This is a genomic window from Pseudomonas sp. A, assembly GCF_056270345.1.
In genome coordinates this window covers 1,315,021-1,335,026 of record NZ_CM149873.1, presented here as the reverse complement: position 1 = coordinate 1,335,026, position 20,006 = coordinate 1,315,021, and the positions used below count along the sequence as shown (strand labels likewise).

Genomic DNA, 20,006 nt, shown 5'->3' with positions numbered 1-20,006 from the left:
TCGATAACCCTGTGGGAGCGGGTTTACCCGCGAAGAGGTCGGCACAGGCAACACAAAACGTAGAGGTAGCTGATGTCCGATCGCGCACCACTGGACCCCGTCACCGCCCGCTGGATCCCCTGGGTGGTGGCCATCGCCTTCTTCATGCAGTCTCTCGACGGCACCATCCTCAACACCGCGCTGCCGGCCATGGCCCGCTCCCTGGCCGAAGACCCGCTGCGCATGCAGGGGGTGATCATCGCCTACATGCTCACCGTGGCCCTGCTGATCCCGGCCTCGGGCTGGATCGCCGACCGTTTCGGCACCAAACGCATCTTCTTCAGCGCCATCCTGCTGTTCAGCTTCGGCTCGCTCTTGTGCGCCATGGCCAACAGCCTCGGTTTCCTGATCCTCGCCCGGGTCATCCAGGGCCTGGGCGGCGCGCTGATGCTGCCGGTCGGGCGCTTGGTGGTGCTGCGCGCCTACCCGCGCTCGGAACTGGTGCGGATCATGAGTTTCATCACCATCCCCGGCCTGCTCGGCCCGCTGCTGGGCCCGACCCTGGGTGGCTGGCTGGTGGAGATCCTCAGCTGGCACTGGATCTTCCTGATCAACCTGCCGGTGGGCGCACTGGGCTGCTACGCCGTGTGGAAGTTCATCCCCGACCTGCGCGGCGCCGAACGCACCAGCTTCGATGGCCCGGGCTTCCTGCTGTTCGGCGCGGCGATGGTGCTGATCACCATCGCCATGGAAGGCCTGGGCGAACTGCACCTGCCACACCTGCGGGTGATGCTGTTGCTGTTCGCCGGCATGGCCTGCCTCGCCGCCTACTGGCTGCGCGCCGGGCGTGACCCGGAGCCGCTGTTCTCGCCCTCGCTGTTTCGCGTACGGACCTTTGCCATCGGCATTCTCGGCAACCTGTTCGCCCGCCTGGGCAGCGGCGCCCTGCCCTTCCTCGTGCCCTTGCTGCTGCAGGTGGCGCTGGGCTACTCGCCGGCCCAGGCCGGCATGAGCATGATCCCGCTGGCGGCGGCGGCGATGCTCGCCAAGTCCATCGCCCGGCCGCTGATCGAGCGCCTGGGCTACCGCATCGTGCTGACCGGCAACACCCTGCTGCTGGGCCTGCTGCTGGCCAGCCTGGGGCTGGTCGACGAGCAGACGCCCTATGCCGTGCTGCTGGGGCAACTGGCGCTGCTGGGCGCGGTCAACTCGATGCAGTTCACGGCAATGAACACGGTGACGCTGATCGACCTCGACGACGCCAGCGCCAGCAGCGGCAACAGCCTGCTGTCGGTCGTAGCACAGTTGTCGCTGAGCCTGGGCGTGGCCTGCGCCGGCGCCTTGCTCGGCGGCTTCACTGCGGCCGGCAGCGGCGATGGCGTGGAGAGCACCCTGGGCGCCTTCCAGCTGACCTTCGTCACCATCGGCGTGATGGCCATGCTGGCGGCGGCGATCTTCCTGCAACTGGCGCCGACGGACGGAAGGCGCGCCCGTCGTCCGGAACATCACGTCGAGTCGTAGGGCGAATGGCTTTGAGGCTGGTAGACTATGCGGCATTTTTCGCTTCGCACCGCAGGCCCGCCTCGTGACCGTTGAAACCACCGCTTTTGCCACCCTACCGCTGTCCGCCGCCATGCTGGCCAACCTGGACGCCCTGGGCTACGCCTCGATGACCCCGATCCAGGCCCAGAGCCTGCCGGTCATCCTCAAGGGCCAGGACCTGATCGCCCAGGCCAAGACCGGTAGCGGCAAGACCGCCGCCTTCGGCATCGGCCTGCTCAACCCGATCAACCCGCGCTACTTCGGCTGCCAGGCCCTGGTGCTGTGCCCGACCCGCGAACTGGCCGACCAGGTGGCCAAGGAGCTACGCCGCCTGGCCCGCGCCGAGGACAACATCAAGATCCTCACCCTGTGCGGCGGCGTCTCGCTGGGCCCGCAGATCGCCTCGCTGGAACACGGCGCGCACATCATCGTCGGCACCCCGGGGCGCATCCAGCAGCACCTGGACAAAGGCACCCTGGTGCTCGACGGTCTCAACACCCTGGTCCTGGACGAAGCCGACCGCATGCTCGACATGGGCTTCTTCGACGCCATCGCCAGCATCATCGGCAAGACCCCGTCGCGCCGCCAGACCCTGCTGTTCTCCGCCACCTACCCGGCCGGCATCGAGCAACTGGCCAAGGACTTCATGCGCCAGCCGCAGCAGGTCAAGGTCGAGGCGCTGCACAGCGACAGCCAGATCGAACAGCGCTTCATCGAGATCGACCCGCAGCAGCGCCTGGAAGCGGTGACCCGCGTGCTCGGCCACTATCGCCCGCAGTCCTGCGTGGCGTTCTGCTTCACCAAGCAGCAGTGCGAGGACCTGGTCACCCACCTGACCGCCAAGGGCATCGTCGCCCAGGCCCTGCACGGCGACCTGGAGCAGCGCGACCGCGACCAGGTGCTGACGATGTTCGCCAACCGCAGCAGCTCGGTGCTGGTGGCCACCGATGTGGCCGCCCGCGGCCTGGACATCGACGGCCTGGACCTGGTGATCAACGTCGAGCTGGCCCGTGACGCCGAGATCCACGTGCACCGCGTCGGCCGTACCGGCCGTGCCGGTGAGAAAGGCGTGGCGATCAGCCTGGTGGCCCCGGCCGAAGGCCACCGCGCCCAGGCCATCGAGGACCTGCAGAACAAGCCGCTGCGCTGGGAACAGCTGGACAACCTCAAGAGCAAGGGCGGCGAGCCGCTGCTGCCGACGATGACCACCCTGTGCATCGGCGCCGGGCGCAAGGACAAGCTGCGCCCGGGCGACATCCTCGGCGCGCTGACCGGCGATGCCGGGTTGCCAGGCAAGCAGGTGGGCAAGATCGCCATCTTCGACTTCGTGGCGTTCGTGGCCGTGGAGCGGGCGGTGGCCAAGCAGGCCATGCAGCGCCTGAACAGCGGCAAGATCAAGGGTCGTGCCCTGAAAGTCCGTATCGTCTAAAGGCTTGGCAAAAGATCCCTGTGGGAGCGGGTTCACCCGCGAATACGATGGTGCAGCCACTACCGTATTCGCGGGTGAACCCGCTCCCACAGGGGCCGATGCTCCATTCATAAAAGGTTTACACTGTGCACTCCACCGACGTGATCATCCTCGGCGCCGGCGCCGCCGGCCTGATGTGTGCCCAGCTCAGCGCCCGCCGCGGGCGCCGGGTGCTGCTGCTCGACCACGCCAACAAGCCGGGCAAGAAGATCCTCATGTCCGGCGGCGGGCGTTGCAACTTCACCAACATGTATACCGAGCCGGCCAACTTCCTCTCGCACAACCCGCACTTCTGCAAGTCGGCGCTGGCCCGCTACACCCAGTGGGACTTCATCGAGCTGGTGTGCAAGCACGGCGTGCCGTACCACGAGAAGAAGCTCGGCCAGCTGTTCTGCGATAACAAGTCCAGCGACATCCTCGACATGCTCCTGACCGAATGCGACGAGGCCGGCGCCGAGCTGCGCATGAACACCAGCATCGAGCGAATCGAGAAGACCGAGGCCGGCTACACCTTGCAGACCAGCGCCGGCCCGTTCGCCTGCCAATCGCTGGTGATCGCCACGGGCGGCCTGTCTATTCCGACCCTGGGCGCCACCGGCTTTGGCTACCAGGTTGCCCGCCAGTTCGGCCATGAGCTGCTGCCGACCCGCGCTGGCCTGGTGCCGTTCACCATCACCGAGCCCCAGCTCAAGGCACTGTGCACCGAGTTGTCGGGCACCTCGCTGGACTGCGTCGCCAGCTGCAATGGCACAAGCTTTCGCGAAAACCTGTTGTTCACCCACCGCGGCCTGAGCGGCCCGGCGATCCTGCAGATCTCGTCGTTCTGGGAGGCCGGCGACACAGTGGAGATAAACCTGCTGCCTGATCGCGACGCGCTGGAGTGGCTGCAGGGCCAGCAGGTCGAACGCCCCAACAGCGAACTGAAGACCGTGCTGGGCGAGGTGTTCACCCGCAAGCTGGCCAACCTGCTGGCCGAGCAGTGGTTCGTTTCGAAACCGCTGAAGCAGTACACCCCGGCGGAATTGACCCAGATCGCCGAAAAACTGGCGGCCTGGCAGGTGATCCCGGCCGGTACCGAGGGTTATCGCACCGCCGAGGTGACCTTGGGCGGTGTCGATACCCGCGAGGTGTCGTCCAAGACCATGGAGTCGCTGAAAAGCCCTGGGCTGTACTTCATCGGCGAGGTGCTGGACGTGAGCGGGCACCTGGGCGGTTTCAACTTCCAGTGGGCCTGGGCTTCGGCCAACGCGGCGGCGCAGTTCGTGTAGAGTAGAATCCATTCAGCAGCACGGAACGCTTCTTGCTGGTCTGTGCTGGAGCGCCATTTATTGGGGCTGCTGCGCAGCCCTTTCGCGGCACAAGGCCGCTCCTACAGAGGGACGCGATCTCCTGTAGGAGCGGCCTTGTGCCGCGAAAGGGCCACACAGCGGCCCCAAACGGCCTCAAAGGTATTCAACCGATCTCAGCCCAGGGCCATCATGTCATCGAGCTCGTTCAGCCATTCATTGCGTCGCCTGTGGGGCCAAGACAAGTTCAGCTACGCCATCCGCGTGACCATCGCCCTCACCGGCAGCATGGCCTGGTGCTGGTACCAGAACGAGATGAGCCTGCTGATTCCGCTGTTCCTCGGCATCATCGCCAGCGCCCTGGCCGAGACCGACGATGGCTGGCAAGGCCGGCTCAGCGCCCTGCTGGTGACCCTGGGCTGCTTTGCTATCGCCGCGCTGTCGGTCGAGCTGCTGTTCCCCTACCCCTGGATCTTCGCCGTCGCCCTGGCCCTGGCGGCGTTTTCCCTGACCATGCTCGGGGCCCTGGGCGAACGCTACGGGGCGATCGCCTCGGCCACCCTGATCCTGTCGGTCTATACCATGATCGGCGTCGACCAGCGCGGTGGTGAAGTCAGCGATTTCTGGCACGAGCCGTTGCTGCTGGTGGCGGGGGCGGCCTGGTATGGCTTGCTGTCGGTGCTGTGGCAGGCGCTGTTCTCCAACCAGCCGGTGCAGCAGAGCCTGGCCAGGCTGTTCTTTGAACTGGGCAGCTACCTCAAGCTCAAGGCCAGCCTGTTCGAGCCGGTGCGTACCCTCGACGTCGAGGCCACGCGCCTGGAGCTGGCCAAGCAGAACGGCAGGGTGGTGGCGGCGCTCAACGCGGCCAAGGAAATCATCCTGCACCGGGTCGGCAACAGCCAGCCTAACTCCAAGGTCAGCCGCTACCTCAAGCTGTACTTCCTGGCCCAGGACATCCATGAGCGGGTCAGTGCCTCGCACTACCCCTACAACGCGCTGACCGACGCTTTTTTCCACAGCGACGTGATGTTCCGCTGCCAGCGCCTGCTGCGAAAGCAGGGCTCATCCTGCCAGGAACTGGCCCGCTCGATCCGCCTGCGCCAGCCCTTCGTCCTGGCCAGCGGTTACCCCGAGGCCCTGGAAGACCTCAACGCGTCGCTCGAGCACCTGCGCACCCAGAACAACCCGGCCTGGCGCGGCCTGCTGCGCTCGCTGCGGGCGCTGGCGGCAAACCTGGCCACCCTGGACCGGCTGCTCAGCGCCGCAAGCAACCCGGACAGCCTGGCCGATGCCAGCGACAGCAGCCTGCTCGACCGCTCGCCACGCAACCTCAAGGACGTGTGGAAACGCCTGCGCACCCAGCTGACGCCGACCTCGCTGCTGTTCCGCCACGCCCTGCGCCTGTCGCTGGCGCTGTCGGTGGGCTATGGCATGGTGCACCTGATCCACCCGACTCAAGGTTACTGGATCATCCTCACCACACTGTTCGTCTGCCAGCCCAACTATGGCGCAACCCGGCGCAAGCTGGTGCAGCGGATTTTCGGTACCGCCATCGGCCTGACCGTGGGCTGGGCGCTGTTCGACCTGTTCCCCAACCCGATCATCCAGTCGCTGTTCGCGGTGGTCGCCGGGGTGGTGTTCTTCGTCAATCGCACCACCCGCTACACCCTGGCCACGGCGGCGATCACCCTGATGGTGCTGTTCTGCTTCAACCAGATCGGCGATGGCTACGGTCTGTTCCTGCCGCGCCTGTTCGATACCCTGGTGGGCAGCCTGATCGCCATTCTCGCGGTGTTCCTGTTCCTGCCCGACTGGCAGGGGCGGCGGCTGAACAAGGTGCTGGCCAACACCCTGGCCTGCGCCAGCGAGTACCTGCGTCAGATCATGCAGCAATACGCCCACGGCAAGCGCGACGACCTGGCCTATCGCCTGGCCCGGCGCAACGCGCACAACGCCGACGCGGCGCTGTCCACCACCTTGGCCAACATGCTGATGGAGCCCGGACACTTCCGTAAGGAGGCCGATGTCGGCTTCCGCTTCCTGGTGCTGTCGCATACCTTGCTCAGCTACCTTTCGGGGCTGGGGGCGCATCGTGACACAGCGCTGCCGGCCGAGGTCCACGAGCAGCTGATCGATGGCGCCGGGCGAAGCCTGGCCAGCAGCCTCGACGAAATCGCCAATGGCCTGGCGGCGCGCTTGCCGGTGGCGATCCACAGCGACGCCGAGGAAGCCCTGGCCAATGCGCTGGAGCAGATGCCGGAGGAGCTGGACGAGCATCAGCGGCTGGTGCAGACGCAACTGGCGTTGATCTGCCGGCAACTGGGGCCGTTGCGGACCTTGGCGGGGCATTTGATCAAGGAAGGTGAGCCGGCCTGAAATTCAGCCCCCTGTGCCGGCCCTTTCGCGGGTAAACCCGCTCCCACAGGGAATGCATTGCACCTGAAGACGGCTCCCGACCTGTGGGAGCGGGTTTACCCGCGAAGGCATCAACACAGGTACAAGATCAGAACCCATGCTGGCGCAGCAACCGGTCGTAGCTGCCGTCGGCCTTCATCGTGGCGATGGCCTTCTCGAAGCGGGCGACGATCTTCTGGTGCTCGGGGTGCTTGAGGCTGACGAGGATGTGCAGACTGTTCTCGCTCAGCGGCGGGTCGACGAACGCTACCCCCTCCCGCACCGGCTGCGGCTCGCGCTGCAGGTTGTAGCGCGCCACGTACTCGTCCTCCACCGCCAGGTTGACCCTGCCGGCCGCCAGCATGCGCACGGCGGACGAGAAGTTGCGCACCAGTACCTTGTTCAGGCGCTCGTCGCTGTCGAATTCGGGGGAATAGGCGTAATCGCGCACCACGGCGATGGTGTAGGGATACAGATCGGACTGGCGCGCATAGGCGAACGCTTCACCCTCGCGCTTGAGCAGGCGGATGCGGTTGACCAGGTAGGCGTCGGAGAACTGGCCGATCAAGGTACGCTCATCGTTGTACCAGGCGTTGATCAGCACATCGTAGCGCCCCTCGCCCACGCCCATCAGCGCCCTGGCCCAGGGCACCTCTTCAAACTCGGTGGCATAGCCGGCGCGGGTCAGCGCCGTGGTGACGATACTGGTGGCCAGTCCGCCACCGGGCATGCTGGTGTCGGTAAAAGGCGGCCAGCTGTCGGCCACCAGCCGCAACTTGCCATGGGCCAGGGCAGGCCCCACGCACAACAGCCCGAGTAAACCAAGAACGCAAAGCAGTGGCCGCATGCTCAAGTCCTTTCGCAATTGGTAACCCACGCGGTAACGGCGATCTTAACGACTACTGTTCTGGGAGCCTACACAAGGCTGATCGTTGTAGCACGCGACAATACTGTCAAATTGCCTCTATTTTGGCCGGACTGTGGATAATTTCATCGTTCAACCGCGCAGGCGTTCGAAGACCCACTGGGCAATCTGCGTATCCTGCACCGCGACACCGGTCAGGTCGGCCAAGGTGACCTCGTGCTGATCCTGACGCCCCGTTCCCTGGCCGGCCAGCACCGCGCCCAGCTCCAGCAGGCGCGAAGGTTCGAACAACCCCGCCTTGAGCGCGTGGGAAACCTCGCCATAGGCACCGCACTGGGCCTGCGAGTCGACGATGATTCGCGACATCGAAGCGACCAGCGCCGCATCCAGCTCCTGCTTGCCGATGCAGTCCGCGCCGACCGCCGTGATATGGGTACCGGGACGAACCCACTCGCGCCTGAGCAACGGCTCACGTGACGGGGTAGTGGTGACGATCAGGTTGGCCGCCTGCGCGACAGCCTGCGGCTGCCCGACCGTCTGCACGCTGAAGCCCAGCGCCCGGGCATGCTCACGGTAGTCCGACAGGCCCTGCGCACTGCGCCCCCAGACAACCACCTGGCGGCAGTTCGTCAGCGGCATCAGGTACTCCAGTTGCAGGCGGGCCTGCAGACCGGTGCCAAGCATGCCGATGGCCTCGACCTCGCGAGGCGCCAGCAGGCGGGCAACAATGCGCCCGGCCAAGGCTGTGCGCACGGCGGTCAGCCAACCCTGGTCGGCCAGCCAGGCCAACGGTTCACCGGTGCGGGCCGACAGCACCAGCATCAAGCCGTCATTGCTGGGCAGGCCTTTACCCGGATTGTCGTAGAAACCACTGGAGACCTTGACCACGAAGGTTTCGCCGCCTTCGAGATACGCCGACTTGATACAGCAATCACCATTGGCCTGGGGGAACTGGAAAGTCTGCACCGGCGGGGCCTGCACCTGGCCCGCACTGTAGGCCTTGAAACCGTCCACCAGCCGCCGCTCGATCGCGTCAAGGTCGAGGCAGGCCTTGATCGCCTGAAGGTCGTGGATCTTCATGCGAGGGCCTCCAGGTATTTCTCCAGCTGGATGTTGCGCCCGCACAACACCACCGCCACCTTCTTGCCCTGGTAGTGCCCGGCCAGCTGCTTCATGCCTGCCAGCGCGACGGCGGCAGCGCCTTCGATGATCCAGCGCTCGCAAGCAGCGGCATCACGCATGGCCTGCCTGATCTCGTCCTCGCTGACCAGCACAGTGCGCGTCAGCAGGCGCTGGCAAATGGGCAAGGTGAGCGCGTCCGGCTCCACGCCACCGGCGGTGCCGTCGGACAGGGTCGGCAGTTCATCCATCTCGATGATCCGGCCTTGCTCGATGGAGCGTTGCAGGGTCGGCGCGTTGGCCGGCCAGCAGCCGATGATCTGCACCGACGGCGCCAGCTTGTGCAGTGCGGTGGCGATGCCGGAGACCATCCCGCCGCCGCCCACCGCGACGAACACCGCGTCCAGGTCCGGCGCCTGCTTGAACAGTTCCATGCCGATGGTCCCCTGCCCGGCGATGACCTCCAGATCGTTGTAAGGTGAGACGAACGGCTTGTTCTGACACCCAGCCTCCTCACGAGCCAGTTGCTCCGCCCCCAGCGAATCGACCTCCAGGACCTGCACCTGCGCCCCCAGCAGACGCATCGCCTCGATCTTGGCCGGCGAGGCTTCATCGCTGACATACACCGTCACCGGCACATCCAGCAGCTGACCGGCCAGGGCAAGCCCTTGCCCATGATTGCCCGAGGAAGCTGCAATAACCCCCCTGCTGCGTTGCGCCTTGCCCAGCAGGCGCAGCTTGTTGCTGGCGCCGCGGAACTTGAACGAACCGGTCTGCTGGAGGTGTTCGCACTTGAGGTGAACGTCGCAGCCAGTCATGGCCGAGAGCGCCAGGCTGCGCGCAAGCGGGGTGACCGGCACCTGCGGGCGCAGGGCCTGATGAGCCTGGAGAATGGACTGGTACAGCTGCTCGAGCGCCAGATCGTCGATAGGCATGGGGCGGAATCTCCTCGGAAAGCGACAGGCAGGCGCCGACGCACAATGGAATAAAAATCCACCGTAGAATATTTTTCCACCAAGCACAAGCCTGGAAACTAGGCCTCCCGAGCGAGCTTCACATACTTGTAGACCGTCGCCCTGCCCATGCCGAGGATATTGGCCACGTAGTCGAACGTACCGCCGCCGCGGAAGGCACCTTCCCCGTGCAGGGCCTCGACCAGCTCGCGTTTCTGCTCCCGGCTGAGCCCGTCGAGGCTCAAGCCATGCTGCCTGAGCCAGGCATGCAGGAAGGTGTTGATGCGCTCCTGCCAGTCATCACGGAACAGCACGTCTGGTTGGGGCAGCAAGCGGCTGGCCTGGAAGAACAGGTCCAGTGCCTGCTTGGCCTGCTCCAGCACCGAGATGTTGAAGTTGATGCACAGCAGCGCCTCGGCAGCCCCTGACTCATCGACCATGACGCTGCTGATCGAACGCACTTTCTGACCGTTCCAGTTGAGCTTCTCGTAGGGCCCCAGCGGCGTCGTGGCGCTGAGCTCGCCCGGCAGATCCTCCAGCGCCGAGTCGTCGCCCAACTGCCGTCTGGAAATATTGTTGGCGATATGCACGACCGTCTGGCTGCGCAGGTCGTGGACCACCACTTCGGCATGGGGGAACAACAGGGTCGCGACACCATCGGCCATGGCGGCGTAGTTGCTGAAGCGTGTATTGGTGGCCTTGGCAGACATCGGAACATCCTGAAAATTGGGTGTATTGCTCAAAACCTGAAAACTTGCGCAGTCCCTGTGGGAGCGGGCTTGCCCGCGAACACGGGCGCAGCCCGTGCCATACAGCGCGGTGTCTGTTTCGCGGCTAAAGCCGCTCCCACAGAGGACATGGCCTGTCAGGGATAACCCAGCACTTCGCGCAGCTGGCGCAGGTGCTGGATGATCCACTGCTTGTCGATCGCTCCCCAGTCGCGGATACGGTAGTGCCCGGCATGGTTGCGCGCCCCGGCCTGCTGCTCGAACTCGCAGACGATATCCAGGTCGGCCAGGGCGGCGATGGTATCCTGCGCCGTGCGCCGGGGCATGCCGGTCGCTTCCATCAGCGCCGGCACGCTGGTGGCGGTCTGGCTGTCGATCAGCCAGGCCACGTAGAGGCGGCGGTAGAAGCTGCTGCGGGTCTTGCTCACTTCCGTGGTCATGGGGTGCTTGTCCCTCAGGTATTGCCCGGCAGTTCCCGATAGGTCAGGTAGACGCGCAGGTCGAATTCAAGTTGATGGTAGTCCGGCTCCATGTGCTGGCAGAGCTGGTAGAACGCCTTGTTGTGATCGCGCTCCCTCAGGTGCGCCAGCTCATGCACCACGATCATGCGCAAAAACTGCGGCGCTGCCTCGCGGAACAACGAGGCGACGCGGATTTCCTTCTTGGCCTTGAGCTTGCCGCCCTGCACCCGCGACACCGCCGTGTTCAGGCCCAATGCACGGTGGGTGAGGTCCAGGCGGTTGTCGAACAGCACCTTGTCCAGCGGCGGCGCGGTGCGCAGGTACTGCTGCTTGATTTCCTGGGCATAGCCGTACAGCGCCTTGTCGCTCTGCACGTCATGACGCTCGGGGTAGCGCTGGCGCAGGTAGTCGCCCAGGCGATCGCTGGCGATCATCTGGCGCACCTGTTCCTGCAGGTGCGGCGGATAGGCTTGCAGGTAGCGTAAGGCGGTCATGGCAGGCGTTCGGAACGGGAAGACGCGAGTTTAGCCAATCACGACGCCCATGGGAAAACCACCGGGAAGTTGCCGGCATCGCTGGCGGTCAGCGGACGGGCGACCAGGAACCCCTGCACGTAGGCGCAGCCGGCATCCTTGAGCCATTCGGCCTGGGCCTGGGTCTCCACGCCCTCGGCAATCACCGTGATGTCATAGGCCGCGCACAGGCCGATGACGCTGCGCACCAGGGCGATGTCCGCCGCCGAGTCCGGCAGTCGCGCAACCAGGTGGCGGTCAAGTTTGAGGGTGTCGATGGGCAGGTCGCGCAGCATGCGCAACGAGCAGTCACCGGCGCCGAAGTCGTCCAGCGCCACGCGTATGCCCAGCTCACGCAGGCGGTGCACCTGCTTCACCGCCGCGTCGATGTTGTACATCAGCGACGTCTCGGCCACCTCCACCTCCAACTGGGCGGGCTGCAGCTGGTGCTTGTCGATCACCTGGGCCAGTTCATCGACCAACCCGGGCATGGTGAACTGGGCGCGGCTCAGGCTGATGCCCAGCACCAGCTGCGAACCGAATCGATCACTCCAGGCATTGCGTTGCGCGGCGCCCTTGCGATAGATCCAGCTGGCCAGGCGGTTGATCAGGCGCGCCTCTTCCAACAAGGGAATGAACAGCCCGGGCGGCACATCGCCGACACTCGGGTGCTTCCACCGTAACAGCGCCTCGAAGCCGCGCAGCCGGCCATCGGCGAACGCCACCTGGGGCTGGTAGACCAGGCTGAAGTCGTTCTGCTCGATGGCCGTGCGCACGCTGTCCTCGAGCATCAGCCGCGAGCGGGCGCGGCCATTGAGCTCCTGGTCGTAGAAGCGGTACTGCTGGCGGCCGGCCTGCTTGGCCGCATACATCGCGGCATCGGCTGCCCGCAGCAGGCCTTCCACGTTGGCGCCGCAGTCAGGGTAGGTGGCGATGCCGATACTCACCCCCAGGTTGACCTCAAGGCCGTCCACCTGCTGGAAGCTCGACATCCGCTCCAGCAGCTTCTCGGCATAGCGCCCGGCTTGCTCGGGGTACGGCAGGCCATCGAACAGCGCGGTGAACTCGTCGCCACCCATCCTGGCCAGTAGCGCCTCGCTGCCCAGGCACTCCTTGAGCTGATCGGCCACCCAGCGCAGGACCTTGTCACCGGCCTCGTGGCCAAGCAGGTCGTTGATCCGCTTGAAGCCGTCCAGGTCCATGTACATCAAGGCCTTGGCCTTGTCCGAGCGCTCGTTGCGCAGCAGCGCGCTCTCGGCGGCCTGGTAGAAGCCACGACGGTTGAGCAATCCGGTCAACGGGTCGGTGACCGCCTGGTACTCGAGCTGCTGATGCAGGCTGCGCACCACCGACATGTCCAGCACCGTCACCACCATGGCCTTCTGCTCGGCGGGCAGCGGCGCGCAGGACAGCGCCACCGGCACCAGCTGGCCACCGAGGGTGCGCAACTGGGCATCGTGCACGCGGAAGATCTGCCGGCCCAGGTAGGCCTGGTAGAAGTCCGACTCATGCCACAGGTTGGCGCAGGGTAGCTGGATCAGGTCGAGCATGTGCGCGCCCTGCAGCTTGTTCACCGGGGCATCGAGCAGGCGCGAGATGGCCGGGTTGGCGAAGCCGATGCAGCCCGCCTCGTCCACCACCAGGATACCCTCGGCGGCGTTCTCCAGGATCGAGGCGTTGAAGGCCCGCGCCGACTCCAGTTCGCGGGTCAGACGCTGCAGCATGCGCCGGTTGCGCTGCTGCTCCAGCAGGGCCTGGACCTTGGGCTTGAGAATCTGTGGGTCGAAGGGTTTGAACAGGTAGTCCACCGCGCCGCTGGCATAGCCTTTGAGCACCGCGGCATCGGACTGTTCGTTGGCGGTGAGGAAGATGATCGGGGTCAGCCGCGTGCGTTGGCTGCCGCGCATCAGGCGGGCCACCTCGAAGCCGTCCATCTCGGGCATCTGCACGTCGAGCAGGACCAGGTCGACTTCGTGTGCGAGCAGGGTGCTCAGGGCTTCCATCCCTGAACTGGCAGTCAATACCTGCCAATCCTGGCGGGACAACAGGGCCCGCATGCTGATGAGGTTTTCCGGGTAGTCGTCTACGACCAGCAGCACCGAGCTGCTTTCCGGTGATTGTGAATAAGCGCCATCCATGCTGCTTCTCTTGGTAAGTCCAACTTCGACTTGTGATTGGATCCGATTGTTACTCTAGACTCGGCACCCGAAGACGCAATGCAGGCAGATGGCCATAAGCCATCTGAACCGATGTTAGCCGACTAACGGTATAAGCGGCGGGCAGGCGACGTACGGGCACAAAAAAGCCCGCATCGCTGCGGGCTCCTTCGTTGAACGGCGCTGGATCAGTTGATCTTGGCCGCCAGTTCGCCTTTGGCGTAACGCTGGAACATGCCTTCCAGGGAGATCGGCTTGATCTTGGAGGCATTGCCGGCGGTGCCGAAGGCTTCGTAGCGAGCGATGCACACGTCGCGCATGGCCTTGACGGTTTCACCGAAGAACTTGCGTGGGTCGAACTCGCTTGGGTTGGTCGCCATCAGACGACGCATGGCACCGGTCGAGGCCAAGCGCAGGTCGGTGTCGATGTTGACCTTGCGCACGCCGTACTTGATGCCTTCGACGATTTCTTCGACCGGCACGCCGTAGGTTTCTTTGATGTCGCCACCGTACTGATTGATGATCGCCAGCCACTCTTGCGGCACCGAGGAGGAACCGTGCATCACCAGGTGGGTGTTGGGGATGCGCTTGTGGATTTCCTTGATGCGATCGATCGCCAGGATGTCACCGGTTGGCGGCTTGGTGAACTTGTAGGCGCCGTGGCTGGTGCCGATGGCGATGGCCAGGGCATCGACCTGGGTCTTCTTGACGAAGTCGGCGGCTTCTTCCGGGTCGGTCAGCATCTGGCTGTGGTCCAGGATGCCTTCGGCGCCAACGCCATCTTCCTCGCCGGCCTGGCCGGTTTCCAGGCTGCCCAGGCAGCCCAGCTCACCTTCCACCGACACGCCGCAGGCGTGGGCGAACGCCACGGTCTGCTGGGTGACGCGGACGTTGTAGTCATAGTCGGACGGGGTCTTGCCGTCTTCCTTCAGCGAGCCGTCCATCATCACCGAGCTGAAGCCCAGCTGGATCGAGCGCTGGCACACGTCAGGGCTGGTGCCATGGTCCTGGTGCATGCACACCGGGATGTGCGGGAACTCTTCGATGGCGGCCAGGATCAGGTGGCGCAGGAACGGGGCACCAGCGTACTTGCGGGCGCCGGCCGAGGCCTGGACGATGACCGGAGAGTCGGTGGCGTCGGCGGCTTCCATGATCGCGCGCATCTGCTCGAGGTTGTTGACGTTGAAAGCCGGAACGCCGTAGCCGAACTCGGCGGCGTGGTCCAGCATCTGGCGCATGCTAATGAGTGCCATTGTGTATCTCTCTCCCGACAAGCGTCGTTTGTTTCATGCAAGCCTGCCGCAGGGGCGGTTGCTGTTCAAGTAGTGTGGGCCATCTACGTGGCCCGGCCAGTCACGGTGCCTTGCAGCCCCGCCCAATCAGATCGTTGGTCGCCACCCAGTACACCAGGCCTTCTTCACCTTTGGTGTGGAAGGCCAGCATGCCATCGCTGTACAGCGCGCCGGAGGCACCCGGCTCGGCCTTGAGCCGATGGACCTGGTCGCCACCGCCGAGACGGACATCGACCGCGTCCTGCTGCGCGTCGGCGAATCGCCACAGCACTTCGGCCTGGCTGTCGCAGACCCAGCGGGTCCAGTTATCCGCCGGGGCGGGTTTGGCAGGCTGCAACAGCGAGCAGCCTGCCAGGGTCGCCAGGGCCAATGCGGCCAGAAGCGCTTTCATCCTAAAACCTCGTCATGGGTCCGCTGCGCGGCCCTTCGCGGGTAAACCCGCTCCCACAAGGTCAGTGCATTCCCTGTGGGAGCGGGTTTACCCGCGAAGGGCTGCGCAGCAGCCCCTCTTCCAAGACCACAAAACCCAGGCGTGGTTGCCAGCCACCCGATCAAGGGCAGCCCACGGCCTTGCGCTGGTGTTCGTCGTCGTACTTTTCCAGGCCGTCCGGCCCCAGGCGCTTGTTGATCACCGGTGCCGTCTCCGCCTGCCACTGGGACTGGTAGCAACCGCCCTTGGGCGGCTGCGCCGGATCGGCTTCGCTGCCCTTGTTGCCGGCGCAGGCGCCCAGCAACAAGGCCACGATCATCACAGGCAATTGCTTGACCATCAGGTCGCTCCCTTTGCCAGGCGCCTTCACGCTCAGGCCTTGGCCCGCTCTTCCAGGATTGCCACGGCAGGCAGGACCTTGCCTTCGACGAACTCGAGGAACGCGCCGCCACCGGTAGAAATGTAGGAGATATCGGCACCCACGCCATACTTGTCGATGGCCGCCAGGGTGTCACCGCCACCGGCGATGGAGAACGCGGCGCTGTCGGCGATGGCCTTGGCCAGGACCTTGGTGCCGTTGCCAAACTGGTCGAACTCGAACACACCGACCGGACCGTTCCACAGGATAGTCTTCGAGGTCTTCAGCAACTCGGCGAACTGCTCGGCGGTCTTTGGACCGATGTCCAGGATCATGTCGTCGGCGGCCACGTCGGCGATCGCCTTGACGGTGGCTTCGGCGCTTTCGGCGAACTCCTTGGCGACCACCACGTCCACCGGCAGCGGTACGCTGACCTTGGCGGCGATGGCCTTGGCGGTCTCGACCAGGTCAGGCTCGTACAGCGACTTGCCGACCGGGTGACCGGCGGCGGCGAGGAATGTGTTGGCGATGCCGCCACCGACGATCAGCTGGTCGCAGACCGTGCTCAGGCTGTTCAGCACGTCCAGCTTGGTGGAGACCTTGGAGCCTGCAACGATGGCCGCCATCGGCTTGGCCGGTGCCTTCAGGGCCTTGCCCAGGGCATCCAGCTCGGCTGCCAGCAGGGGGCCTGCGGCAGCGACCTTGGCGAATTTGGCGACGCCATGGGTGGAGCCTTCGGCGCGGTGGGCGGTGCCGAAGGCGTCCATCACGAACACATCGCACAGGGCGGCGTATTTCTGCGCCAGTTCGTCGGCGTTCTTCTTCTCGCCCTTGTTGAAGCGCACGTTTTCGAACAGCACCAGGTCACCGGCCTGCACCTGAACGCCGTCGAGGTAGTCGGCGACCAGCGGCACGTCGCGGCCCAGGGCCTTGCCCAGGTAGTCGGCAACCGGCTTGAGGCTGTTCTCGGCAGAGAACTCGCCTTCGGTCGGGCGGCCCAGGTGCGAGCAGACCATCACCGCCGCGCCCTTCTCCAGGGCCAGCTTGATGGTCGGCAGCGCTGCCAGGATACGCGCGTCGCTGGCCACCACACCGTCCTTCACAGGGACGTTGAGGTCTTCGCGGATCAGTACGCGCTTACCTTGCAGGTCGAGGTCGGTCATCTTCAACACGGTCATGAATGCAGTCCTTCAGGGCTGTTTGCTGCGGGTTGGGTGTACGACGTGCAGATAGTGTTCGGCAACGTCGAGCATACGGTTGGCAAACCCCCATTCGTTGTCGAACCAGGCCAGCAGGTTCACCAGGCGGGGGCCTGAGACACGGGTCTGGCTGGCATCGACGATGGCCGAATGCGGGTCATGGTTGAAATCACAACTGGCGTGGGGCAGCTCGGTGTAGGCCAGCAAGCCTTTCAGCGGGCCGTCCAGGGCGGCCTCGCGCAGCACCCGGTTGACTTCCTCGGTGGTGGTATCGCGGGAAGTCTGCAGGGTGATGTCCAGGCACGAGACGTTTACGGTCGGCACGCGTACCGCTTTGGCCTGGATTCGCCCGGCAAGTTCCGGCAGCAGGCGTTCGATACCCCGGGCCAGGCCCGTGGACACCGGAATCACCGACTGGAACGCCGAACGGGTGCGGCGCAGGTCTTCGTGGTGGTAGGCGTCGATCACCGGCTGGTCGTTCATCGCCGAGTGGATGGTGGTGATCTGCACGTACTCGATGCCAAAAGCCTGGTCCAGCACGCGCAACAGCGGCACGCCGCAGTTGGTGGTGCAGGAGGCGTTGGACACCAGCAGCTCGCTGCCGGTCAGGCAATCCTGGTTGACGCCGTAGACCACCGTGGCGTCGATATCCGCCTCGCTGGCCATGGGCTGGGAAAACAGCACCCGCGGCGCGCCGGCATCGAGGAAGCGCTGGCCGTCGGCACGGGTGTGGTAGGCACCGGAGCATTCCAGCACCAGGTCGATGTCCAGGGCGGCCCAGTCGATGCCTTCCGGGGTGGCGCTGCGCAGTACTTTCACGCAGTCGCCATTGATATGCAGACAGTCGCCGTCGACCTTCACCTCGCCGGGGAAACGCCCGTGGGTGGAGTCGAAGCGCGTCAGGTATTCCAGGCTGGCCTGGTCGGCCAGGTCGTTCAGCGCGACGATCTCGAAACCGGCCTTCGCCCCCCGCTCGAACAGTGCGCGCAGGACACAGCGGCCGATGCGGCCGTAACCGTTGAGTGCAACTTTGTAGGGACGCGGGTGGGGCATAGGTAGCTCTTGAACTCCGGCGGTTGAACGGGGCCGCTGCGCGGCCCATTCGCGGCACAAGGCCGCTCCTACAGGAAACGGCGTGCGCAATGCCCTGTAGGAGCGGCCTTGTGCCGCGAACGAGGGCCAAAGGCCCTCGCCTTACCTGTATCAGTCTTCCAGCAGCTCTTCGGCGGTGCCCAGGATGTTGTCCAGGGTGAAGCCGAACTCCTCGAACAGCGCGCTGGCCGGGGCCGACTCGCCGTAGGTGGTCATGCCGATCACGCGGCCTTCGAGGCCGACGTACTTGTACCAGAAGTCGGCGTGAGCGGCTTCGATGGCGATACGCGCACCGACTTGCAGCGGCAGTACCGACTGCTTGTAGGCTGCGTCCTGGGCGTCGAACACGCTGGTGCTCGGCATCGACACGACGCGGACCTTGCGGCCGTCCGCGGTCAGCTTGTCGAAGGCTTGAACGGCCAGGCCCACTTCGGAGCCGGTGGCGATCAGGATCAGCTCAGGCTCGCCGGCGCAGTCCTTGAGCACGTAACCGCCACGGGCGATATCGGCGATCTGCTGGGCGTCGCGGGTCTGGTGCTGCAGGTTCTGGCGCGAGAAGATCAGCGCCGACGGGCCGTCCTTGCGCTCCAGGGCGGCTTTCCAGGACACGGCGGATTCCACCGCATCGGCCGGACGCCAGGTGTCCAGGTTCGGCGTGCTGCGCAGGCTGGTCAGCTGCTCGATTGGCTGGTGGGTCGGACCGTCTTCGCCCAGGCCGATGGAGTCGTGGGTGTAGACGTGGATCACGCGCTGCTTCATCAGCGCCGACATGCGTACGGCGTTGCGGGCGTATTCCATGAACATCAGGAAGGTGGCGCCGTAAGGCACCAGGCCGCCGTGCAGGGCGACGCCGTTCATGATGGCGGTCATGCCGAACTCGCGCACGCCGTAGAACACGTAGTTGCCGCTGGCATCGTTAGCTTCGACGCCCTTGCAGCCTTTCCACAGGGTCAGGTTGGAGCCGGCGAGGTCGGCGGAGCCGCCAAGGAACTCGGGCAGCAGCGGACCGAAAGCGTTCAGGGTGTTCTGGCTGGCCTTACGGCTGGCGATGGTCTCGCCCTTTGCAGCAACTTCGTTGATGTAGGCCTGGGCCTTCTCGGAGAAGTCGGCCGGCAGGTCGCCGGCGGCGCGGCGCTTGAACTCGGCAGCCAGCTCAGGATAGGCCTTGGCGTAGGCGTCGAAGCGCTGGTTCCACTCGGCTTCGACCTTGGCGCCAGCTTCCTTGGCATCCCACTCGGCCTTGATGTCGGCCGGGATTTCGAACGGGCCGTGGTTCCAGTTCAGTTCCTTGCGGGCCAGGGCGATTTCGTCGTTGCCCAGCGGTGCGCCGTGGCAGTCTTCCTTGCCCTGCTTGTTCGGCGAGCCGAAGCCGATGATGGTCTTGCAGCAGATCAGGGTCGGACGGTCGCTCTTGCGCGCGGTCTCGATGGCGGTCTTGATCTCGTCGGCGTCGTGGCCGTTGACGTTGCGGATCACCAGCCAGTTGTAGGCTTCGAAGCGCGCCGGGGTGTTGTCGGTAAACCAGCCGTGGACTTCGCCGTCGATGGAGATGCCGTTGTCGTCGTAGAAGGCGACCAGCTTGTTCAGGCCCAGGGTGCCGGCCAGCGAGGCGACTTCATGGGAGATGCCTTCCATCATGCAGCCGTCGCCGAGGAACACGTAGGTGTTGTGGTCGACGATGTTGTGGCCTTCACGGTTGAACTGGGCACCCAGCACTTTTTCCGCCAGGGCGAAGCCCACGGCGTTGGCCAGGCCCTGGCCCAGTGGGCCGGTGGTGGTCTCGACGCCCGGGGTGTAACCGAACTCCGGGTGGCCCGGGGTGCGGCTGTGCAGCTGGCGGAAGGCCTTGAGGTCGTCGATGGTGACGTCGTAGCCGGTCAGGTGCAGCAGCGAGTAGATCAGCATCGAGCCGTGGCCGTTGGACAGCACGAAGCGGTCGCGGTCGGCGAAGCTTGGGTTGCTCGGGTTGTGCTTCAGGTAGTCGCGCCAAAGCACTTCGGCGATATCCGCCATACCCATGGGGGCACCTGGGTGGCCGCTGTTGGCCTTTTGCACGGCATCCATGCTGAGGGCACGAATGGCGTTGGCACGTTCACGACGGCTGGGCATCGCTGAGTCTCCTGGGGCTTGAAATAGGTGGTGAAGCGAAAAAAGGCGGCCATTTTCGCCCAC

Annotated in this window: 17 protein-coding genes; 4 read left to right on the top strand and 13 right to left on the bottom strand. The window is 65.2% G+C overall.

Going from position 1 to position 20,006, the window contains the following annotated elements; all coding sequences use genetic code 11:
• Positions 1-72 precede the first annotated feature (72 nt).
• The 4 genes from mdtD to yccS all read left to right on the top strand — a co-directional run bounded on the left by mdtD (position 73) and on the right by yccS (position 6,651).
• Positions 73-1,500, top strand: coding sequence for a multidrug transporter subunit MdtD (gene mdtD / locus AC0MAZ_RS06015; RefSeq protein WP_203648234.1), 1,428 nt, complete (start codon positions 73-75; stop codon positions 1,498-1,500).
• Positions 1,501-1,612: 112 nt separating this feature from the next.
• Positions 1,613-2,950 carry an ATP-dependent RNA helicase DbpA gene (gene dbpA / locus AC0MAZ_RS06010; RefSeq protein WP_231845326.1) on the top strand — a complete coding sequence of 446 codons (1,338 nt, stop codon included), beginning with the start codon at positions 1,613-1,615 and terminating at the stop codon, positions 2,948-2,950.
• A gap of 125 nt (positions 2,951-3,075) precedes the next feature.
• Positions 3,076-4,257: a BaiN/RdsA family NAD(P)/FAD-dependent oxidoreductase gene (locus AC0MAZ_RS06005; protein ID WP_475860613.1), complete on the top strand. Its 1,182-nt coding sequence runs from the start codon at positions 3,076-3,078 to the stop codon at positions 4,255-4,257.
• A gap of 210 nt (positions 4,258-4,467) precedes the next feature.
• Positions 4,468-6,651 carry a YccS family putative transporter gene (gene yccS, locus AC0MAZ_RS06000; protein WP_232856293.1) on the top strand — a complete coding sequence of 728 codons (2,184 nt, stop codon included), beginning with the start codon at positions 4,468-4,470 and terminating at the stop codon, positions 6,649-6,651.
• Between the two features lie 127 nt (positions 6,652-6,778).
• Here yccS and AC0MAZ_RS05995 read toward each other — a convergent pair whose 3' ends face one another.
• From AC0MAZ_RS05995 to tkt, 13 genes are all read right to left on the bottom strand, one after another.
• Positions 6,779-7,516 carry a substrate-binding periplasmic protein gene (locus tag AC0MAZ_RS05995; protein ID WP_232856292.1) on the bottom strand — a complete coding sequence of 246 codons (738 nt, stop codon included), beginning with the start codon at positions 7,514-7,516 and terminating at the stop codon, positions 6,779-6,781.
• Between the two features lie 150 nt (positions 7,517-7,666).
• Complete coding sequence (locus AC0MAZ_RS05990; RefSeq protein ID WP_234562761.1) at positions 7,667-8,614, bottom strand: ornithine cyclodeaminase family protein; 948 nt, start codon at positions 8,612-8,614, stop codon at positions 7,667-7,669.
• Positions 8,611-9,588, bottom strand: coding sequence for a threonine/serine dehydratase (locus AC0MAZ_RS05985; RefSeq protein WP_475860612.1), 978 nt, complete (start codon positions 9,586-9,588; stop codon positions 8,611-8,613). The genes AC0MAZ_RS05990 and AC0MAZ_RS05985 overlap by 4 nt, the downstream gene beginning before the upstream one ends.
• Positions 9,589-9,686: 98 nt before the next feature.
• Positions 9,687-10,316 carry a helix-turn-helix transcriptional regulator gene (locus tag AC0MAZ_RS05980; protein ID WP_203648242.1) on the bottom strand — a complete coding sequence of 210 codons (630 nt, stop codon included), beginning with the start codon at positions 10,314-10,316 and terminating at the stop codon, positions 9,687-9,689.
• A gap of 155 nt (positions 10,317-10,471) precedes the next feature.
• On the bottom strand, positions 10,472-10,774 hold the full coding sequence (locus tag AC0MAZ_RS05975) for a winged helix-turn-helix domain-containing protein (protein ID WP_028688318.1): 303 nt from the start codon (positions 10,772-10,774) through the stop codon (positions 10,472-10,474).
• A 14-nt stretch (positions 10,775-10,788) separates the two neighbouring features.
• Positions 10,789-11,289: a M48 metallopeptidase family protein gene (locus AC0MAZ_RS05970; protein WP_475860609.1), complete on the bottom strand. Its 501-nt coding sequence runs from the start codon at positions 11,287-11,289 to the stop codon at positions 10,789-10,791.
• Between the two features lie 38 nt (positions 11,290-11,327).
• Positions 11,328-13,445, bottom strand: coding sequence for a putative bifunctional diguanylate cyclase/phosphodiesterase (locus AC0MAZ_RS05965; protein ID WP_475860607.1), 2,118 nt, complete (start codon positions 13,443-13,445; stop codon positions 11,328-11,330).
• Positions 13,446-13,651: 206 nt separating this feature from the next.
• Positions 13,652-14,716 (bottom strand): class II fructose-bisphosphate aldolase, encoded by a 1,065-nt coding sequence (gene fba, locus AC0MAZ_RS05960; RefSeq protein WP_232856288.1) that lies wholly within the window; start codon positions 14,714-14,716, stop codon positions 13,652-13,654.
• Between the two features lie 100 nt (positions 14,717-14,816).
• Positions 14,817-15,146: an MliC family protein gene (locus tag AC0MAZ_RS05955; RefSeq protein WP_110734782.1), complete on the bottom strand. Its 330-nt coding sequence runs from the start codon at positions 15,144-15,146 to the stop codon at positions 14,817-14,819.
• 160 nt (positions 15,147-15,306) lie between these two features.
• Positions 15,307-15,525, bottom strand: coding sequence for a hypothetical protein (locus AC0MAZ_RS05950; RefSeq protein ID WP_203648248.1), 219 nt, complete (start codon positions 15,523-15,525; stop codon positions 15,307-15,309).
• 32 nt (positions 15,526-15,557) lie between these two features.
• Positions 15,558-16,721, bottom strand: a complete 1,164-nt coding sequence (locus AC0MAZ_RS05945) for a phosphoglycerate kinase (protein ID WP_203648251.1) — start codon at positions 16,719-16,721, stop codon at positions 15,558-15,560.
• Positions 16,722-16,733: 12 nt separating this feature from the next.
• On the bottom strand, positions 16,734-17,795 hold the full coding sequence (epd, locus tag AC0MAZ_RS05940) for an erythrose-4-phosphate dehydrogenase (protein ID WP_110734779.1): 1,062 nt from the start codon (positions 17,793-17,795) through the stop codon (positions 16,734-16,736).
• A gap of 150 nt (positions 17,796-17,945) precedes the next feature.
• On the bottom strand, positions 17,946-19,943 hold the full coding sequence (gene tkt, locus AC0MAZ_RS05935; RefSeq protein WP_234562766.1) for a transketolase: 1,998 nt from the start codon (positions 19,941-19,943) through the stop codon (positions 17,946-17,948).
• Positions 19,944-20,006: the final 63 nt, after the last annotated feature.